Consider the following 17,309-nt stretch of genomic DNA (forward strand, 5'->3'; position numbering starts at 1 on the left):
CCACTTGCCCCCACCTGGCCGCTTCGCGGTCTGTCGCGGCGAGGGGGCGGAGGACGAGCACCGCGCCAGCGGCGTAGCCTCTTCCCCCTGTGGGGGAAGACGGTCGCGAAGCGACCCGTAGGGGGCAAGCGTTCGCCGCCTAAGCCCCGGCCTTCTTCGCGAACTCCCAGGCGCCTCTGGCGAGAACAGGCACCCGCGCCTCCATGATCTCGGCATGCGCGCTGGCCGCCGTGCCGTCCCGCACCCGGCCCACGATCCCCTGGCAGATCCCCGCCAGCCGGAACAGGTTGTAGCTGAAGTACCAGTCCAGGTTCGGCAGGCCGTCGCGGCCCGTCGCCTTGCAGTACTGGGCCACGGCCTCGTCGATGGTCGGCACGCCGTAGGCGGTCAGGTCCTTGATCTCGGCCAGGCCGCCGCGCTGGTCGGACGGCATCACCCAGTTCATCAAGAAGTAGCTGAAGTCGGCCAGCGGATTGCCCAGGGTCGACAGCTCCCAGTCCAGCACGGCCACCACCTTCGGCTCGGTGGCGTGCAGGATCATGTTGTCCAGGCGGTAGTCGCCATGGACGATCGAGGTGACGTCGTCGGTAGGACAGCTGGTCGGCAAGAACGCGATCAGCCGGTCCATGTCCTCGATCACCTTCGTCTCGGACGCCTTGTACTGCTTGGTCCAGCGGTCGATCTGACGGGCGAAGTAGTTGCCCGGCTTGCCGTAGTCGGCCAGGCCGACGGCGGCGTAGTCGACATTGTGCAGGGCGGCCAGGGTGGCGATCTCGGCCTCGTAGATCGCCCGGCGCTCGGCCGGCTGGTAGTCGGGCAGGGTGCCGTCCCACAGGATCCGGCCTTCGACATTGTCCATCACGTAGAAGATCGTGCCGATGACCTCCTCGTCCATGCACAGGGCGTAGGCCTTGGCGACGGGGAAGCTGGCCTTGTTCAGGCCCGAAATCACCTTGAACTCGCGGTCGACGGCGTGGGCGCTGGGCAGCAGCTTGCCCGGCGGCTTGCGGCGCAGGACGTACTTCTTTGACGGCGTGACCAGCTGATAGGTCGGATTGGACTGGCCGCCCTTGAACTGGCGCACCTCCAGCGGACCTTGATAGCCCTCGACATTGGCCTCCAGCCAGGTCGCCAGCTTGGCCTCGTCGATGGCGTGGCGCGGGTCGACGGGCTTGGTCCCGGAATTCAGATCCTGAGCGGACTGTTCGGCCACGGCCATGCGCTTAACTCCCCAACGCTTGTTTGAAAGGGAGTTTAGAGGGTGGGGCGAAGGGTGCAAGCCTGGTTCGCAGCTACCCTTACGACCGTCATCCTCGGAACAAGTCCGAGGATGACGGTGCTGAAATTGAACCGCTAAGCGTGCTGGCTCAGCGCCCGCCAGCCGATGTCGGAGCGATAGAACCCGCCCTCCAGCGACACCGTGCCCAGGGCCGCATAGGCCACGTCGCGGGCTTCGTGCAGCGTCGCGCCCAGAGCGCAGACGTTCAGCACCCGGCCGCCGGACGCCACCAGCCGGCCGTCGGCGTCGCGGGTCGTTCCGGCGTGGAAGATCACCGCCTCGCCGCCGAATTCGCTGTCGGCGCCCTGGATCAGGCCGCCGGTCTTGGGGGCGTCGGGATAGCCCTCGGCGGCCAGCACCACGCAGATCGCCGCCTCGTCGCGCCAGACCGGCTTGTCGGCCGAGGCCAGCTCGCCCTTGGCGGCGGCCAGCAGCAGCGGGACCAGATCGCTTTCCAGCCGCAGCATCAGGGTCTGGCATTCGGGATCGCCGAAGCGGGCGTTGTACTCGACCAGCTTGGGACCCGTGGGCGTCAGCATCAGGCCGGCATAGAGCACGCCCACATAGGGGCAGCCCTCGGCGGCCATGCCGGCCACGGTGGGCTCGACCAGCTCGCGCCAGGCCTGGTCGACCAGGGCCTGGGTCAGGACGGGCGGCGGCGAATAGGTGCCCATGCCGCCGGTGTTGGGGCCCTCGTCGCCGTCATAGGCGCGCTTGTGGTCCTGGGCCGCGCCGAACAGCACGGCGGTCTTGCCGTCGCAGATGGCGAACAGCGAGGCTTCCTCGCCGTGCATGAACTCCTCGATGACCACCCGCGCGCCGGCCGAGCCGAAACGGCCGCCCAGCATGTCGAGCACGGCGGCGTCGGCTTCGGCGCGGTCGGCGGCGATCACCACGCCCTTGCCGGCCGCCAGGCCGTCGGCCTTGATCACGAACGGCGCTTCCAGCGTGTCGAGGAACGTCCCGGCCGAGGCCGCGTCGGTGAACACGCCATAGGCCGCCGTCGGCAGGTCGTGGCGCTGGCAGAAGTCCTTGGTGAACGCCTTGGAGGTCTCCAGGCGCGCAGCCTGGGCGCTGCCGCCGAAACAGGGGATCCCGGCCTTGGCCAGTTCGTCGGCCAGGCCGACCTCCAGCGCCGATTCCGGACCGACCACCACCAGGTCGGCGGCGATCTCCCGGGCCAGGGCCACCAGGCCCGCCACGTCGGTGACCTTCACGGCGCGCAGCTCGGCGACCTGGGCGATCCCGGGGTTGCCCGGCGCCGCCACCAGGCGTCCGCACAGCGGCGACTGGGCGATCTTCCAGGCCAGGGCGTGCTCGCGCCCACCAGACCCGACGAGGAGGATGTTCAGCTTTTCCATGAGGCCGGGGTGTCGCGTGGCGAGCGCGCGGGGTCAAGACGAATGACGGTGCGGCCCATGCGAGCCCAGGGCTTCGGCATTAACGCTTATAAGTTGAATATTGACATCACTCTCCCTGGAAGGGCAACGTCCGCGCCACCACCATAAGTCGCAGGGGAGGTCGCCATGTCGCTTGATAAGATTGAACACGTCGTCGTGCTGATGCTGGAGAACCGCACGTTCGACAGCCTGCTGGGCTGGACCTACGAACGGGACACGCCGACCTTCATCCCGCCGGCCACCGCGCCCTATCGCGGGCTGCAGGGGGTCAATCTCAATGATTTCGTCAACACGGCCCTGAACGGCTCGCTGAGCGCCAAGCCCACGCGCGGCGTGACGGGCTTCACGGTGCCGGACTTCGCGCCCGGGGAATCCTTCCAGCAGGTCCTGACCCAGTTCTACAACACCCGCACCCCCGCGCCCGGCGCGCCGGCCACCATGAAGGGCGTGCTGGCCGACTTCGTCGAGGTGCTCAAGGAACGCAAGGTGCCCGAGGCCGACATCCGTCGCCTGGCGCCGATGGTGATGCAGAGCTTCACCCAGTCCCAGGCCCCGGTGCTGAACCAGTTGGCGCGCCACTACGCCGTCAGCGACGCCTGGCACGCCTCGGTGCCGTCCCAGACCAATCCCAACCGCTCGTTCCTGATGTGCGGCACCTCGAACGGCATGATCAACAACGGCGACCTGGAGACCGATCCGCGCGCCAAGGAGATCCAGAGGATCGTCGGCATGGCGATCGGCGACGATCGGGTCAACGCCCCCACCATCTTCAACGCTCTGGCCACCGCCGGAGCCGATTGGGCCGTCTTCTACGAGACAAGCTACCTGCCGCAGAAGATCTCGACCCTGCTGAACGAGATCACGACCATCGCGGCGTTCATCCCGGGCATCCGTGACATCTTCAACGCGCTGGCGCCCTACACCGACTACCTGAAGGGCCTGACCTCGGGAAACCTGGATTCCTGCTATACGTGGCGCCTGTTCCCGCAGATCAAGGACAAGATCCCGGGCGCGGCCGCCCGCTTCCGCAAGACCAGCGATTTCCACTATCTGGCGCGGGCCGGCCGACTGCCGAAGTTCAGCTATATCGAGCCCTTCTGGTCGATCGCGCACAGCACCGTCGACAACAAGGGCTATGAGAACCTGTTTTCGGCCCTGGGCAACGACTACCACCCGCCCGGCAGCGTCCTGGCCGGCGAGCAGTTGGTGAAGGAGGTCTATACCAGCCTGATCGCCAACAAGGCGGCCTGGGAAAAGACCCTCCTGCTGATCACCTTCGACGAGTTCGTGGGTTCGTTCGACCACCAGACCGCCGACCTGAAGGAAGGCAAAGTCAAGCCGCCATGGGGCGCCGGCAAGCCCCCCTACCAGAACAAGGCCGGCTTCAAGTTCGACCGCCTGGGCGCGCGGGTGCCGACCATCGTGGTCTCGCCCTATGTCCAGAAGGGGTCGGTGTTCCGCTCGAAGACCGACACGCCCTTCGACCACGCCTCGGTGATCACCACCATGCTGGAGAAGATCAAGCGTCCGGACCTGCTGCCCCAGTTCGGCGAGCGGGCCAAGAACGCGCCCAGCTTCCAGCACGCGGTGACCCTGACCACCCCGCGCACCGATCCGGTGCTGCCGTTCGTCGACGTCCGGCGCAAGAACGGCGACCCGGTGCTGTACGGCCAGACCTTCCACCTGAAGAACCAGCACGGAAAGTACCTGGCCCCGGCCTACTGCACGCTGAAGGTGGCCGGCGGCGGCTCGGTGCTGTCCCAGGCGATCCTCGACCTGCTGGTGGCCTTCGACATCGCCGCCTATTTCCCGCGCCTGGACGACAAGAAGGCCCCGGTGTCGTTCGTCACCCAGGCGACCGATCCGCCGACCGAGATCCACAACGGGTCGCGGGTCCTGCTGGTCTCGCGCGAGCCCGGCCCCGGGGCCCGCAACATCCTGGGGGCCTGGGCCGACTCCCACGACTGCTACTATCACGACGAGTACCTCGAGGGCGTCAATCGCGACAAGCAGACCTGGGTGATCAACAAGCTGGACAATCCGGGCGGGCCGCTCCGCTACGGCGAGCGGATCCACCTCCAGAACCAGCACTTCCGCGACCAGCGCCTGACGCAGGACAGCCGGTGGTTCATGGGCGAGTGGATCACCACCGAAAAGGACGGCAACTTCTGGACCGTCGAACCTGGGCCGGCGGCGGTCTGACCGCGAAAGCCCTAGGCCGCGCGCCGCCGCGCCAGCCGCAGCGCCAGATAGACCACAGCGGCGGCCGCGAAGGCCGGCAGGGTGGCGCCCACGTCGGGCGCCGCCCGGCTGAGCGCCTGATAGGCGCCGACGCCGACCGCCCAGGCGGCCAGGCCCGACAGGTTCAGGTCGCTCGCGGCCGGCCCTGAGGACGCCGGCCGACGCCGGCGCACGATGAAGTGGTCGGCCAGCAGCACGCCGAACAGCGGGGCGAACACCGAGCCGATCAACAGCAGGAAGGTCTCGTACCGAGCCATCGGGGCCAGCAGGGCCACGACGGTGCAGACCGCGCCGAAGACCAGCGCCAGCCGGGTCGAGCGGACCCGCACCAGGGTCGCGGTCGAGATCGCCGCCGAATGGATGTCGGCGAAGGTGTTGTCGGTCTCGTCGATGACGATCAGCAGCAGGGCGATCCCGCCGCCGCTGGCCGCCAGGGCCGACAGCAGCATGCCCTCGCCGCCCCCGGCCGCCAGGGCGTAGCCGGCGCCCAGGGCCATGAACCAGACGTTGGCCAACAGGTAGCCGGCGGCGCTGCCCCAGAACATGCCGCGCGGCGAGCGTCCGAAGCGGGTGTAGTCGGCGATCAGCGGCAGCCACGACAGCGGCATGGCCACCACCAGGTCGACCCCGGCCGCGAAGCTCATCTGGCCGGTTCCGGCCTTGGCCATCAGGCCTGACAGGTCGTGGTCGGCCAGCAGCCGCCAAGTCAGCCAGCCGGCCCCGGCCAGCAGCAGCCACAGCCCCCAGGCGCGCAGGAACCGACGCACGAACGACACCGGCCCCAGGATCGCCAGGCCGGTGGCCAGGGCGCCGAACAGCAGCGTCCACAGCAGCGGATTGGAGATTCCGAAGGTCTGCCGGGCCAGGGCGTCGGCCGAGTCGCGCATGGCGATGATCTCGAACGCGCCCCAGCCGGTCAGCTGGACGGCGTTCAGCACCGCCGGAATCGCCGCTCCGCGCGCGCCCAGGGCCGGCCTCAGCGATCCCATGGCCGATAGCCCGGTGTCGGCCCCGACCACCCCCGCGGCGGCCAGCAGCAGCGCGCCCAGCACCGAGCCGGTGACGATCGCCGCCAGCGCCGCGCCGAGGCTGAGACCCGGAACCAGGAAGGCCCCGGCCTGCAGCACCAGCAGGCCGATCCCCAGGCTGAACCACAGCGAGAAGGCGTCGAACGCCCCGAACGCCCGGCGTTCGGACGGCACGGGCGTCAGGGGATCATAGGAGTCGTCGAGCTGGGCCATGGCCCTGCCTTAGCAGGTCGCCTCCGGAGCGTGAAAGCCGTGGGAGCACCCATGGCCCGCCGCGCCGCTCATCGTCCCGGATCGGTGGCTAGGCCAATTTTGACCTCAAAGGGACATTTGTCATACCAGAATTTCCGAGCGCAGCTGTCAACAACCGCTAATTCGCGGCATGTCATGCCCTAAACAGCGTTTCCGAGATCCGGGTTATGGCAATCGGGGCCATGAAAGCTGGCGCCCAAGCCACACAAGCCGACGGACTGGTGTAGCCGCCTTGCAATCTGGTCATACCAATCTTGCCACCGGTGTCATGATCGGTCTAACCTGTTCCATGCTGACGCTCGGTTCACGAGCGCGCCTGATCAACCTTTGGGGGGAACCTTGCTCAACACGTCCGTTCGTTCACTGCGCATCGGCCTGATGGCCTCGGCCGCCATCGCCGCCGTCGCGCCCGCCGCCGCCCTGGCCCAGACCACCGCCCCGGCAACGCCGGCGCCTACCACCGAGCAGGTCGAGGAAGTCGTCGTCACCGGCATGCGCGCCACGCAGCGCAACTCGATCAACGTCAAGCGCAGCTCCGAGACGGTCGTCGACGCCATCGTCAACGACGAGATCGGCGCCCTGCCCGACAACTCGGTCGGCGACACCCTGGAGCGGATCACCGGCGTCACGGCCGACCGGTTCAAGGGCAACGCCAACGAACTGTCGGTGCGGGGCCTGGGCCCGACGCTCAGCTTCTCCACGTTCAACGGCCGCGAAGTCAGCACCGCCGGACCGGACCGCTCGGTGGCGTTCCAGCAGTTCCCGTCCGAGCTCGTCAACGGCGTGCTGGTCTACAAGACCCAGCAGGCCGACTTCGCCGAAGGCGGCATCGCCGGCGTCATCGACCTGCGCTCGATCCGTCCGCTGGACGCCAAGCCCCGCATCCAGGCCGAATGGCGCGAGGTCTACCTGCCCAAGGACGGCGCCATCCGCGGCCGCGACGGCCTGGGCTACCGCGCCAACATCTCGGTCACCCGCCAATGGGAGACCAAGATCGGCGAGATCGGGGCCAGCCTGGGCTACCAGCACCAGGACCAGGCCGCGCCCGAGGACTACTACGCCACCAACTCCGCCTTCATCCCCTGCAACACCTCGGCCAACAACGCCAACCTGATCACCGGCACGGCGGCGGCCCAGACGGCGGCCGGCACCAGCTTCAACTGCGCCATGCGCCCGACGCTCAGCGCCGCCAACCAGGCCGGCACGACCCAGTCGCCGCTCTATTTCGCCACGACCTCGCGCACCTTCCGCCAGATCAACACCAGCGAAATCCGCGACGGCCTGATCGGCGCCCTGCAATGGCGCCCGAACCAGCGGCTCGATTTCGTCCTGGACGGCCAGTACTCCAAGCGCAGCAGCCTGGAGAACCGCAACCAGCTGGCCATCACCGAAGCCGCCCGCGGCATCAAGCCCCAGATCATCGGCGGCGAAGGCAACGACTTCAGCGACGGCGCCCTGATCAAGTACACGGGCAACTCCAACATCGAGATCCAGTTGGAAGACCGCCTGCGCGAGGAGGAATACATCGGGGGCGGCCTGGCCACGCGCTGGACCGGCGACCGCCTGACGGTGAACGGCGACGTCTCCTATTCGCAGTCGCACCGCACCGAGCTGCAGAAGGCGACGAACATGCGGTCGGGCCGCCGCGTGGTCTACACGCTGGACGGGTCCGACGACGTGGTGCCGACGGTCGACTTCATCGGCTTCGACATCAACGACCCGGCCAACTTCGTCACCGCCGTGCCGGCCAGCAACACCAACTACGCCCGCTACCGCCTGGTCACCGACCGCAAGGACGCCATCAGCGCCGTGCGCGTCGACGGCAAGTACGACCTGGGCGACGGCTTCTTCAAGAGCCTCAGCGCCGGCTTCCGTCTTTCGGAACACACCCGCAAGACCGACGCCAACAACAACGCCGACGTGGCCATCCCCATCGCCCGCGACGGCCTGACGGCCGCCCAGCTGGTGGCCCAGGCCAACACCAACTGCCGCACGCCCTTCGCGTCCAGCGAGTTCATGAAGGAGTCGTCGACCAACGTCCGCTCGTGGGCCCAGTTCGACAACGCCTGCCTGTTCCGCACCTACACCGGCCGCGACAGCAACCCGCTGCTGGCCGATTCCCGCGGCCCGGAAGACACCAACGTCACCGAGACGATCGGCGCGCTGTACGTGATGGGATCCTTCGGGTCGGACCTGGGCAGCGTCCCGGTCAGCGGCAATGTCGGCCTGCGCTATGTCACCACCAAGGTGGAATCGACCGGCTACCGCTCGGCCGTCACCGTGACCCCGTCCGTGGGCGGTTCGGTGGCGACGATCGTCACCGTGCCGGGCTCGCTGTCCGAGATCGAGGGCGAGGGCGACTACCACTACTGGCTGCCCAGCCTGAACCTGAACTTCGACCTCAACGAAAAGACCCGGCTGCGCCTGGCCGGCTCGCGCGCCATTTCGCGGGTCGGGATCGAGGAGTTCAACGTCGGGATCACCCCGGTCGTCGACGCGACGGCGACCACCGTCCAGGGCGTTCTGGCCAACTCGACCACCGGCAACCCCCAGCTCAAGCCGCTGGAAAGCTGGAATCTGGACGCCTCGCTCGAGTTCTACCTGAACAGCGACACCGCCTTCTCGTTCGCCACCTACTACAAGTGGATCAAGAACGCGGCCTTCGACGCGGTGCAGCCCTTCACCACCTCGATCGTCGCCAACGGCTCGCTGGTCGAGTTCAACGCCGTGGCCCCGGCCAACGACCCGGAGACCCGTCACCTCTACGGCTTCGAGACCAGCGCCAGCTACGTGTTCAGCGGCCTGCCCGCGCCGTGGAACGGCATGGGCACGACCATCGGCTACAACTACGCCAAGGCCGACTTCGAATTCCCCGACCCGTCGACGGTCGCGCCCTACACCGAGCCGGCCAACCTGCGCGGCCTGTCCAAGCACAACGTCAACGGCTCGCTCTACTGGGAAGGCGAACGGCTGCAGCTGCGCGCCTCCTACCGCTACCGGACCGACTACTCCAAGCCCAACAGCAGCACCAACCGCAGCGTCCGGGGCTCGGGCATCCTGAACCTGTCGGCCCAGTACGACATCACCAAGAACATCCAGCTGAAGCTGCAGGCGCTGAACGTCACCAGCGCCCGGGACATCATGTACAAGGCCGGCGAGGACTCGATCACCGAGGTCAGCGAGAGCGGGCCCCAGTACTTCATGGGCCTGCGCTTCCGGTACTAGGCCGCCCTACAAAGGTCCAAACGTCAGCAGCCCCGGCCTCACGGCCGGGGCTGTTTCTTTGTGAGATCGAGCCGGGGACATGCCCTTGGGCGTGTCCCCAACCGACGCACCGACAGTCTTGGGGACACGCGCGAGCGCATGTCCCCGGCCGGGATGACCGGCGGGTTGGGGAGGCGGCGGAGCGTCCGGGGCGCGCCCGGTGTAGAGGTTTGGAGAATACCGTTTCGACACGTCACGGGCGCTCCGCGCGGCCGTCTTCCAGAAGCCTTCGGATCGCGGATTCTTAACCCGCTCCGATGGAGGCCCCCGGCGGGCGGAGGGGCGACGACCCCGTCCGGACCACGCGGGCGATTTCAGCCCGCGCCTGCCGCGTTCGCCGATCCCTCCACCGCCTGGGTTTCGTCCTGTGTTTCAAGGAACCTGCCCAGGACCGTCGCGAAGGTCGTCACCGAAGACCAACGACGAGCGCTTCCCGCTCGACCGCCCCGGCCGCACGTCGAGGTCGCCGGCCGGACGTCCTCCCCTGCGACAGGGCGAGGAGAAGTATGCGCGCGGTTTGGAGGGTGGGGACAAGTTTGGGTCGAGAATTTTTAAGGCTTTGAAATCATGGATATTTGCTCGCTGAACGCAGAGCATGGACGCGTCTTCAACCCTCTCCCATGGGGAGAGGGCGGGGCCCATTGCGCAGCAATGGGAGGGTGAGGGGGTAAACCGTCAGACGGCGTGCCGGCAGGGCGCCGGTGTGAAATCGGACAGGGCGTCACCCCTCTCCCTCCCACGACTTCGTCGCGGGTCCCTCCCTCTCCCCTCCGGGAGAGGGTTCAAGAATGCGCCCCATCCTGAAACGCCCCTGACGTCTTCCGCTAGCGGCGAGGCCGCGCCAAGGGGACGTTCTGAAATTCGGCAAGGGATGAGGAACAAACCTTGCCAAGCTTACGAGGTAATCTGGAGCATCATCGATCGACGTGAAAGCTCCTATCGGCTAGCGCAATTGGGTGAACGAGACTGCGAGGCAACGAACCGACATGAGCAGCCTCAAACGCGACCTTCGAAAAAGGCGCTTTCTGAATACAATTCGCTTGGCTGACGAAGAGCAGTTGTGCGGACTGGTATGGGCTGTTTCAGAAGTGCAGGCTCGCGGCAGCACCGCGCCCCTATCATCATACGATATTCCAAAAGATGCCCGCAAAAAGGGCGTCCAGTCGGAATATTATTGCTTTCCATGGCGCCTAGAAAGTCTAGTCAACGAAACATTTACGGCAGACCAAGCGCACATCAAAGGCGGAAGGATCATTCACACTTTAGATTATGATCGCTTCAATACACTCACAACGTTGCTAAACCAGCTCAACGAATGGGAAAATGAAGAATCTGCGCTTATAACAACCCAAGAAAACGTCATTCATCACCTTGGTCGTATCGGTAGACACCAATTTCCATGGCAACGTGGCTGGCTCAATCTACCCGATTTTTATAGAACCGCAGTGCTGTACGGCGGGCCATTGGCAACCGATCATCTGGCGCTGAGCGGTCTCACACTCAACGCTTTGTCTGCGATCGGGCTTGGCTTGTATGGCACCTTCGGTCAGATGAGATACATCCAAGCTAACTTTGATCTGACTGCAGTCGATGTAACTCGTGAGCAGGCAAAAGCGGTGTTGGCGCGGATAGCTTGCTCCATATCCGACGCTAGGTCGGAAGCGAAATCGCTTCGAGCGGGACGAACCGATCCGGCCTACTCGCCTAGCTTTCTGAGAAAATTTCCCTGCTTATTCAGTGAACCTGTTCGCAACTCCATATTTTCTCCGCTTCCAGAACTAATTTTATACCGCGTAACTGCCGGCTTATACTACGATGTAATTGGCGGAGGCAGCGCGATTGCAAACGAAATCGGCACTAATTTTGAGAATTACTCGCTGGATATTCTTAGAGCTATGATGCCAGACATGAAAATTTCCGGCGAAGTCAACTATAGGCGGCGCGGAAACACTGTTAAAAGTCCCGACATACTTGCATCAAGAGGTGGCGACGTGTCGCTCATCATCGAATGCAAGGCGACCAAAATGAATGTGGTCACTCGATTTGGCTTTGAACCATTGACAGCCGGCCACCGTGGCTTTGACGACCTAGTGAAGGCGGTCGCTCAAATTTGGCGCTTCATTGCCGATGTTCGACTGAGAAGGGTGAACCAAATCACCTTGTCCAAGGATGCCAAGGGGCTAGTCCTCACGCTTGACCCCTGGATGGACATGACCGTTGGATTCAGCGCTCGAGTACTAGAAGCCGCTAACGAGTTGATAGCTTCGGATCCAGATATTCTTGAAGCTGATAAACATCAGATCGCGTTCGGCTCAATCGAGGACTTCGAAGACCTACTCGCTATGGCGAAACCAGATGAATTTCTAGCAACCATAGAAGTCGCCAGCAAACCAGATAACGGCGGCTGGACCTTGGGGAATTTATTCAGGCAAGAATTTCCTCAGGCGACAAGAGATCGAAAGAAATATCCGTTCTTGGAACAAATGAACGAGAAACTTCCGTGGCGGCGTCTAATAGAAACGCCTGCAGCGCGATCCTCTCGATGACCCATATGTGCTGAACGCTCTGCCCCAAGAATATGGAGGGCGTTCAAACTTCCACCCATTCGGCGCGCCAGTGGGCGCTGTTGAGGAGGCTGCAGTTCGCAACGGGTCGAAAGCCGAAGCTGGCCTCGGTGCCCCCAAAACGCCAACAGCCCCGACCTTTCGGCCGGGGCTGTCGCATCTTTCAAAACTGATCCGCCGCCGCTTACGCCGCGTCGAGATCCAGCGAATACCCCGCCGAACGCACGGTCCGGATCGGATCCCCGTCCACGTCCCCGTTCAGGGCCTTGCGCAGCCGGCCGATGTGCACGTCCACCGTCCGCGCCTCGACATAGACGTCCGAGCCCCAGACGGCGTCCAGCAGCTGTTCGCGGCTGAACACCCGGCCCGGGTGCTGCATCAGATAGTCGAGCAGGCGGAACTCGGTCGGGCCGAGGTGGACTTCCTTGCCCTGGCGCTTCACGCGGTGGGCGACGCGGTCGATGACGATGTCGCCGACCGTGATGCGGTCGTCGGCCAGGCCCGGACGGATGCGGCGCAGGACGGCGCGGACGCGGGCGGTCAGCTCGATCATCGAGAACGGCTTGACCACATAGTCGTCGGCGCCGGTGTCGAGACCGCGGATCCGGTCGCTCTCCTCGCCGCGCGCCGTCAGCATGATGATCGGCACGTTGCGGGTTTCGGAGCGGCCGCGCAGGCGGCGGCAGACCTCGATGCCCGAGACCTTGGGCAGCATCCAGTCGAGGATCACCAGGTCGGGCGCGCGCTCGGAGGCCATGGTCAGGGCCTCCTCGCCGTCGCCGGCCACGCCGACGACGTAGCCTTCCTTGTCGAGGTTGTAGTGCAGCAGGGTGGCCAGGGCGTCTTCGTCCTCGACCACCAGAACGTACGGAGTCACTTCGGCCGGCCCTCTTTGCTTACTTCGACAGCTCGAGCTTGGGCCGCTGGGAGATGATCTCCTCGCCGGTCAGCTCGAAATGGATGATCTCGGCGATGTTGGTGGCGTGGTCGCCGATGCGCTCGAGGTTCTTGGCGACGAACAGCAGGTGGGCGCACGGATTGATCGTCCGGGGATCGCCCATCATGTAGGTCAGCAGTTCGCGGAAGATGGCGTTGTAGTGCTCGTCCACCTCCTCGTCGCGGCCCCAGACGCCGATGGCGCGCTGCAGGTCCGACGAGGTGTAGGCGTCCAGCACGTCCTTCAGCCGGCCCTGGACCAGGCGGCCCATGCGCTCGATCGAGCGGGTCAGGGCGGTCATCGGGTCGGCTTCGGTCAGGATCAGGGCGCGCTTGCCGATGTTCTTGGCCATGTCGCCGCAGCGCTCGAGGCTCATCGAGATCTTCAAGGCGGCGACGGCGTGGCGCAGGTCCACGGCCATCGGCTGGCGCAAGGCGATCAGCCTGAAGGCCTTGCGCTCGATCTCGCCCTGCAGGGTGTCGAGCCGCTCGTCGCGGGCCACGACCTGCTGGGCCAGGGGCGCGTCGCGGCGGGCGATGCAGTCGATGGCGTCGGCGACCTGGGCCTCGGCCAGGCCGCCCATGCGGGTGACCTCGGCCGTGAGGTGGTTCAGCTCTTCGCCGTAGGACTTGACGGTATGTTCGGTCATCGCTTGTCGATCCTGCCGGTTAGCCGAAGCGGCCGGTGATGTAGTCTTGCGTGCGGGTGTCGCGAGGATTGGTGAACATCTCCTCGGTCGGACCGCTTTCGACCAGCTTGCCCAGGTGGAAGAAGGCGGTCTTCTGCGAAACGCGGGCGGCCTGGGCCATCGAGTGGGTGACGATGACGATGCAGAACTGGCTGCGCAGTTCGTCGATCAGTTCCTCGATCTTGGCCGTGGCGATCGGGTCCAGCGCCGAGCAGGGCTCGTCCATCAGGATCACTTCGGGGCTGACCGCGATGGCGCGGGCGATGACCAGGCGCTGCTGCTGACCGCCCGACAGGCCGGTGCCGGCCTGGTGCAGGCGATCGGCGACCTCGTTCCACAGGCCGGCCTTCTTCAGGCTGGCCTCGACGATGGCCTCGAGCTCGGCCTTGCCGGTGGCCAGGCCGTGGATCTTGGGGCCGTAGGCGACGTTCTCGAAGATCGTCTTGGGGAAGGGGTTCGGCTTCTGGAACACCATGCCGACCCGCGAGCGCAGCACCACCGGGTCGACGCTCTTGGCGTTGACGTCGGCGCCGTCGATCTCGATCGAGCCCTGGACCTTGGCCGAGGGGATGGTGTCGTTCATCCGGTTGATGCAGCGCAGGAAGGTCGACTTGCCGCAGCCCGACGGGCCGATGAAGGCGGTGACCGACTTGGCCGGCACGTCCAGGCTGACGTCGAACAGCGCCTGCTTCTCGCCGTAGAAGACGTTGACGTCGCGGGCCCGGATCTTGAACTCGCTGGTGGTCACGTGGCCGTGGCCGGCGGGGATGGCCGAGGCCAGGGTCGGAGCATGAGCGGCGATCGTGTCGTCGCGGTTTTCGGTCGGCATGGCGTGTCCCAGCGAAAGGGATGAAGCGAGGGGATTGAGGAAGGTCATCAGTCTACCACCGGCGTTCGAAGCGGCGGCGCAGGATCACGGCGGCGGCGTTCATGACGATCATGAAGACCAGCAGCACGATGATGGCCGCGGCGGTGCGTTCGTGGAAGGCGCGTTCCGACGCGTTCTCCCAGATGAACACCTGGACCGGCAGCACGGTGGCCGAGCTGGTGAAGGTTTCCGGCGCGCCGGGCACGAAGGCGACCATGCCGATCATCAGCAGCGGCGCGGTCTCGCCCAGGGCGTGGGCCAGCGACAGGATGGCGCCGGTCATCACGCCGGGCATGGCCAGCGGCAGCACGTGGTGGAAGACGGTCTGGGCCTTGGAGGCGCCGACGCCCAGGGCGGCTTCGCGGATCGAGGGCGGCACGGCCTTCAGCGAGCTGCGGGTGGCGATGATCACGGTCGGCAGGGCCATCAGGGCCAGCACCAGGCCGCCGACCAGCGGCGAGCCGCGCGGCACGTGCAGCCAGTTGATGAACAGGGCCAGGCCCAGCAGGCCGTAGACGATCGACGGCACGGCGGCCAGGTTGTTGATGTTGACCTCGATGACGTCGGTCCAGCGGTTCTTGGGAGCGAACTCCTCCAGATAGACCGCGGCCAGCACGCCGACCGGGATGGCGATCATGGCGGTGATGATCAGCATCATGGCCGAGCCGATCACCGCGCCCCAGACGCCGGCCTGTTCGGGCTCGGTCGAGTCGGAGTTGGTGAAGAACTTGGTGTTGAAGCCGGCCTTGACCGTGCCGTCCTTGCTCAGGCGGTCCAGCCAGTCCAGTTGCTGGTTGTCGAGCTTGCGGTCTTCCTCGGCGGTCGAGCGCTTGATCTCGCCCTTGTAGTAGAGGTCGGCGTCGGCCTTGACCGAGCCGGTGACGTTGACGGTCTTGCCGATCAGCGAGTGATCTTTCTTGATCATCTGCAGCAGCTGGTTGCCGAAGTCGCGCGAGGTCAGGTCCATGATCTTGCCCGACGTCGTGCCCAGGTCGTCGTCCTGGACGCCCAGCTTCTTCATCATCGCCTCGGCGACGATGTAGTCGTAGTTGACCCCCTCCAGCGCGTTCACGTCGATGCGCTCGGGGTTCAGATAGACCGGCACCGTCAGGGTGTGGGTCTCGAAGGTCGAGTAGCCCTGGGTGACGATCCGGCCGACCAGCACCACCAGGAAGATCATGGCGATGACGATCGCCGCGATGCCCTGGGCGCGGAACAGCTTCTCGGAGCGGTGGCGCTTCCTGAGCAGGGCGTCACGGGCCGACAGGGCCGGGCGCGCGGCCGGCGCGCCGGGATTGATGGCGGCGTCAGTCATATTGTTCCCGGTACTTCTGGACGATGCGCAGGGCGATGATGTTGAGGCCGAGGGTGACCACGAACAGGGTCAGGCCCAGGCCGAAGGCCGACAGGGTTTTCGGGCTGTCGAATTCCTGGTCGCCGGTCAGCAGGGTGACGATCTGGACGGTCACGGTGGTGACGGTGTCCAGCGGGTTGGCGGTCAGCTTGGCCTGCAGGCCCGCGGCCATGGTGACGATCATGGTCTCGCCGACGGCGCGGGACACGGCCAGCAGCATGGCGGCCATGATGCCCGGCAGGGCGGCCGGCAGGACCACCTTCTTGACGGTCTCGGACTTGGTCGCGCCCATGGCGTAGCTGCCGTCGCGGAGCGATTGGGGCACGGCGTTGATGATGTCGTCCGACAGCGAGGAGACGAAGGGGATCAGCATGATGCCCATCACCACCCCGGCCACCAGGGCCATCTGGTTCTGCACCTGCATCAGGTACTGGGCCAGGTTGTCGAAGGGGCCGCCGACCAGCTTCTCGCCGATGCCGTTGAAGAAGGCGCGGAAGATCGGACCGACGGTCAGGGCCGCGAAGAAGCCGTAGACCACGGTCGGCACGCCAGCCAGGATCTCGAGCAGCGGCTTGATCGTCGAGCGCAGGCCGCGATTGGCGTATTCCGACAGGTAGATGGCCGAGTAGAGGCCGATCGGCGCGGCCACCAGCATGGCGATCATCATCACCAGGAAGGTGCCGGCGAACAGCGGCACGGCGCCGAAGGCGCCCGACGAGGCCACCTGGTCGCTGCGCATGGCGATCTGCGGGGCCCACTCGGTGCCGAACAGGAAGCTGAGCGGCGAGACACTCTCGAAGAAGCGCCAGCTTTCGTAGATCAGCGACATCACGATGCCGAGGGTCGTCAGGACGGCGGCGACCGAGCAGGCGATCAGCACGCCGGCGATCCAGCCCTCGACCCGGTTGCGGGCCCGGAATTCGGTGTTGATGCGCGGGGTGGCCAGCATGAAGCCGGCCAGGGCCAGCAGGCCGGCCAGGCCCAGGACCGAATAGCTGACGATGCCGTCGATGCGCTTGGCCTCGACGACCTTGGCGTCGAAGGCGGCCCGCAGCGGGCCGTCGTAGCTGACCTCGCTGGCGGCCTGGCCCGTGGCGACCGCGTTGACGTCGCTGAAGAACACGTCCTGACGATCGGGGGTCAGGGCCTGGACCGCCGCCGGGCGCTCGGCCTGCAGCATGGCGTCCTCGACCCGGCCGCCGAAGGTGGCGCCCAGCAGGAGCAGCAGCGCCGCGGGAGCGCCGGCCCACAGGGCGGCGTACATGCCGTAATAGTTCGGCAGCGAGTGAAGCTTGGCGGCGGAGCCGCCGGAGGACTTCAGCGCGCGGCTTCGGCCGGCCATGAAGGCCGCGCTCGAGAACAGGACGAGAAAGAGGAGCGAGAGCCAGGTCAGCATGCGTGCGGCGGGGTCTTGCGCGAAGGGATGCGATGACG

Annotated in this window: 11 protein-coding genes; 3 read left to right on the top strand and 8 right to left on the bottom strand. The window is 65.9% G+C overall.

Features of this window, described 5'->3' with window-relative positions; all coding sequences use genetic code 11:
- Positions 1 to 139: 139 nt before the first annotated feature.
- Entirely contained in the window at positions 140 to 1,219 is a 1,080-nt protein-coding gene (locus AC1DMQ_RS06780; RefSeq protein WP_477032787.1) for a phosphotransferase family protein, read from the bottom strand.
- Between the two features lie 134 nt (positions 1,220 to 1,353).
- Entirely contained in the window at positions 1,354 to 2,640 is a 1,287-nt protein-coding gene (purD, locus tag AC1DMQ_RS06785; protein WP_477032788.1) for a phosphoribosylamine--glycine ligase, read from the bottom strand.
- A 165-nt stretch (positions 2,641 to 2,805) separates the two neighbouring features.
- On the opposite strand from purD, the gene AC1DMQ_RS06790 reads away from it, so the two are divergent.
- A complete protein-coding gene (locus tag AC1DMQ_RS06790) occupies positions 2,806 to 4,881 on the top strand; it encodes an alkaline phosphatase family protein (protein ID WP_477032789.1) in 2,076 nt (691 codons plus the stop codon).
- An 11-nt stretch (positions 4,882 to 4,892) separates the two neighbouring features.
- Here AC1DMQ_RS06790 and cytX read toward each other — a convergent pair whose 3' ends face one another.
- Positions 4,893 to 6,161 (bottom strand): putative hydroxymethylpyrimidine transporter CytX, encoded by a 1,269-nt coding sequence (gene cytX, locus AC1DMQ_RS06795; protein WP_477032790.1) that lies wholly within the window; start codon positions 6,159 to 6,161, stop codon positions 4,893 to 4,895.
- Between the two features lie 378 nt (positions 6,162 to 6,539).
- Here cytX and AC1DMQ_RS06800 point away from each other — a divergent pair, with 378 nt between their 5' ends.
- Positions 6,540 to 9,425, top strand: a complete 2,886-nt coding sequence (locus AC1DMQ_RS06800; protein ID WP_477032791.1) for a TonB-dependent receptor — start codon at positions 6,540 to 6,542, stop codon at positions 9,423 to 9,425.
- A gap of 1,025 nt (positions 9,426 to 10,450) precedes the next feature.
- Positions 10,451 to 12,010: a hypothetical protein gene (locus AC1DMQ_RS06805; RefSeq protein ID WP_477032792.1), complete on the top strand. Its 1,560-nt coding sequence runs from the start codon at positions 10,451 to 10,453 to the stop codon at positions 12,008 to 12,010.
- A gap of 202 nt (positions 12,011 to 12,212) precedes the next feature.
- On the opposite strand, the gene phoB is transcribed toward AC1DMQ_RS06805, so the two are convergent.
- The 5 genes from phoB to pstC are packed head-to-tail and all read right to left on the bottom strand — an operon-like array spanning position 12,213 to position 17,271.
- On the bottom strand, positions 12,213 to 12,905 hold the full coding sequence (phoB, locus tag AC1DMQ_RS06810; protein ID WP_012288542.1) for a phosphate regulon transcriptional regulator PhoB: 693 nt from the start codon (positions 12,903 to 12,905) through the stop codon (positions 12,213 to 12,215).
- A 19-nt stretch (positions 12,906 to 12,924) separates the two neighbouring features.
- On the bottom strand, positions 12,925 to 13,614 hold the full coding sequence (phoU, locus tag AC1DMQ_RS06815; protein WP_477032793.1) for a phosphate signaling complex protein PhoU: 690 nt from the start codon (positions 13,612 to 13,614) through the stop codon (positions 12,925 to 12,927).
- A 19-nt stretch (positions 13,615 to 13,633) separates the two neighbouring features.
- Positions 13,634 to 14,482: a phosphate ABC transporter ATP-binding protein PstB gene (gene pstB, locus AC1DMQ_RS06820; RefSeq protein ID WP_477032794.1), complete on the bottom strand. Its 849-nt coding sequence runs from the start codon at positions 14,480 to 14,482 to the stop codon at positions 13,634 to 13,636.
- Positions 14,483 to 14,534: 52 nt separating this feature from the next.
- Positions 14,535 to 15,836, bottom strand: a complete 1,302-nt coding sequence (gene pstA, locus AC1DMQ_RS06825; RefSeq protein WP_477032795.1) for a phosphate ABC transporter permease PstA — start codon at positions 15,834 to 15,836, stop codon at positions 14,535 to 14,537.
- Positions 15,829 to 17,271: a phosphate ABC transporter permease subunit PstC gene (gene pstC, locus AC1DMQ_RS06830; protein WP_477032796.1), complete on the bottom strand. Its 1,443-nt coding sequence runs from the start codon at positions 17,269 to 17,271 to the stop codon at positions 15,829 to 15,831. Before pstC ends, pstA begins: the two co-directional genes overlap by 8 nt.
- Positions 17,272 to 17,309 lie beyond the last annotated feature (38 nt).

This window comes from Caulobacter sp. 05L422 (assembly GCF_056397765.1).

Coding starts and splice junctions, on each gene's coding strand:
- AC1DMQ_RS06780 (WP_477032787.1), bottom strand. CDS start 1,219: ATGGCCGTGGCCGAACAGTCCGCTCAGGATCTGAATTCCGGGACCAAG.
- purD (WP_477032788.1), bottom strand. CDS start 2,640: ATGGAAAAGCTGAACATCCTCCTCGTCGGGTCTGGTGGGCGCGAGCAC.
- AC1DMQ_RS06790 (WP_477032789.1), top strand. CDS start 2,806: ATGTCGCTTGATAAGATTGAACACGTCGTCGTGCTGATGCTGGAGAAC.
- cytX (WP_477032790.1), bottom strand. CDS start 6,161: ATGGCCCAGCTCGACGACTCCTATGATCCCCTGACGCCCGTGCCGTCC.
- AC1DMQ_RS06805 (WP_477032792.1), top strand. CDS start 10,451: ATGAGCAGCCTCAAACGCGACCTTCGAAAAAGGCGCTTTCTGAATACA.
- phoU (WP_477032793.1), bottom strand. CDS start 13,614: ATGACCGAACATACCGTCAAGTCCTACGGCGAAGAGCTGAACCACCTC.
- pstB (WP_477032794.1), bottom strand. CDS start 14,482: ATGCCGACCGAAAACCGCGACGACACGATCGCCGCTCATGCTCCGACC.
- pstA (WP_477032795.1), bottom strand. CDS start 15,836: ATGACTGACGCCGCCATCAATCCCGGCGCGCCGGCCGCGCGCCCGGCC.
- pstC (WP_477032796.1), bottom strand. CDS start 17,271: ATGCTGACCTGGCTCTCGCTCCTCTTTCTCGTCCTGTTCTCGAGCGCG.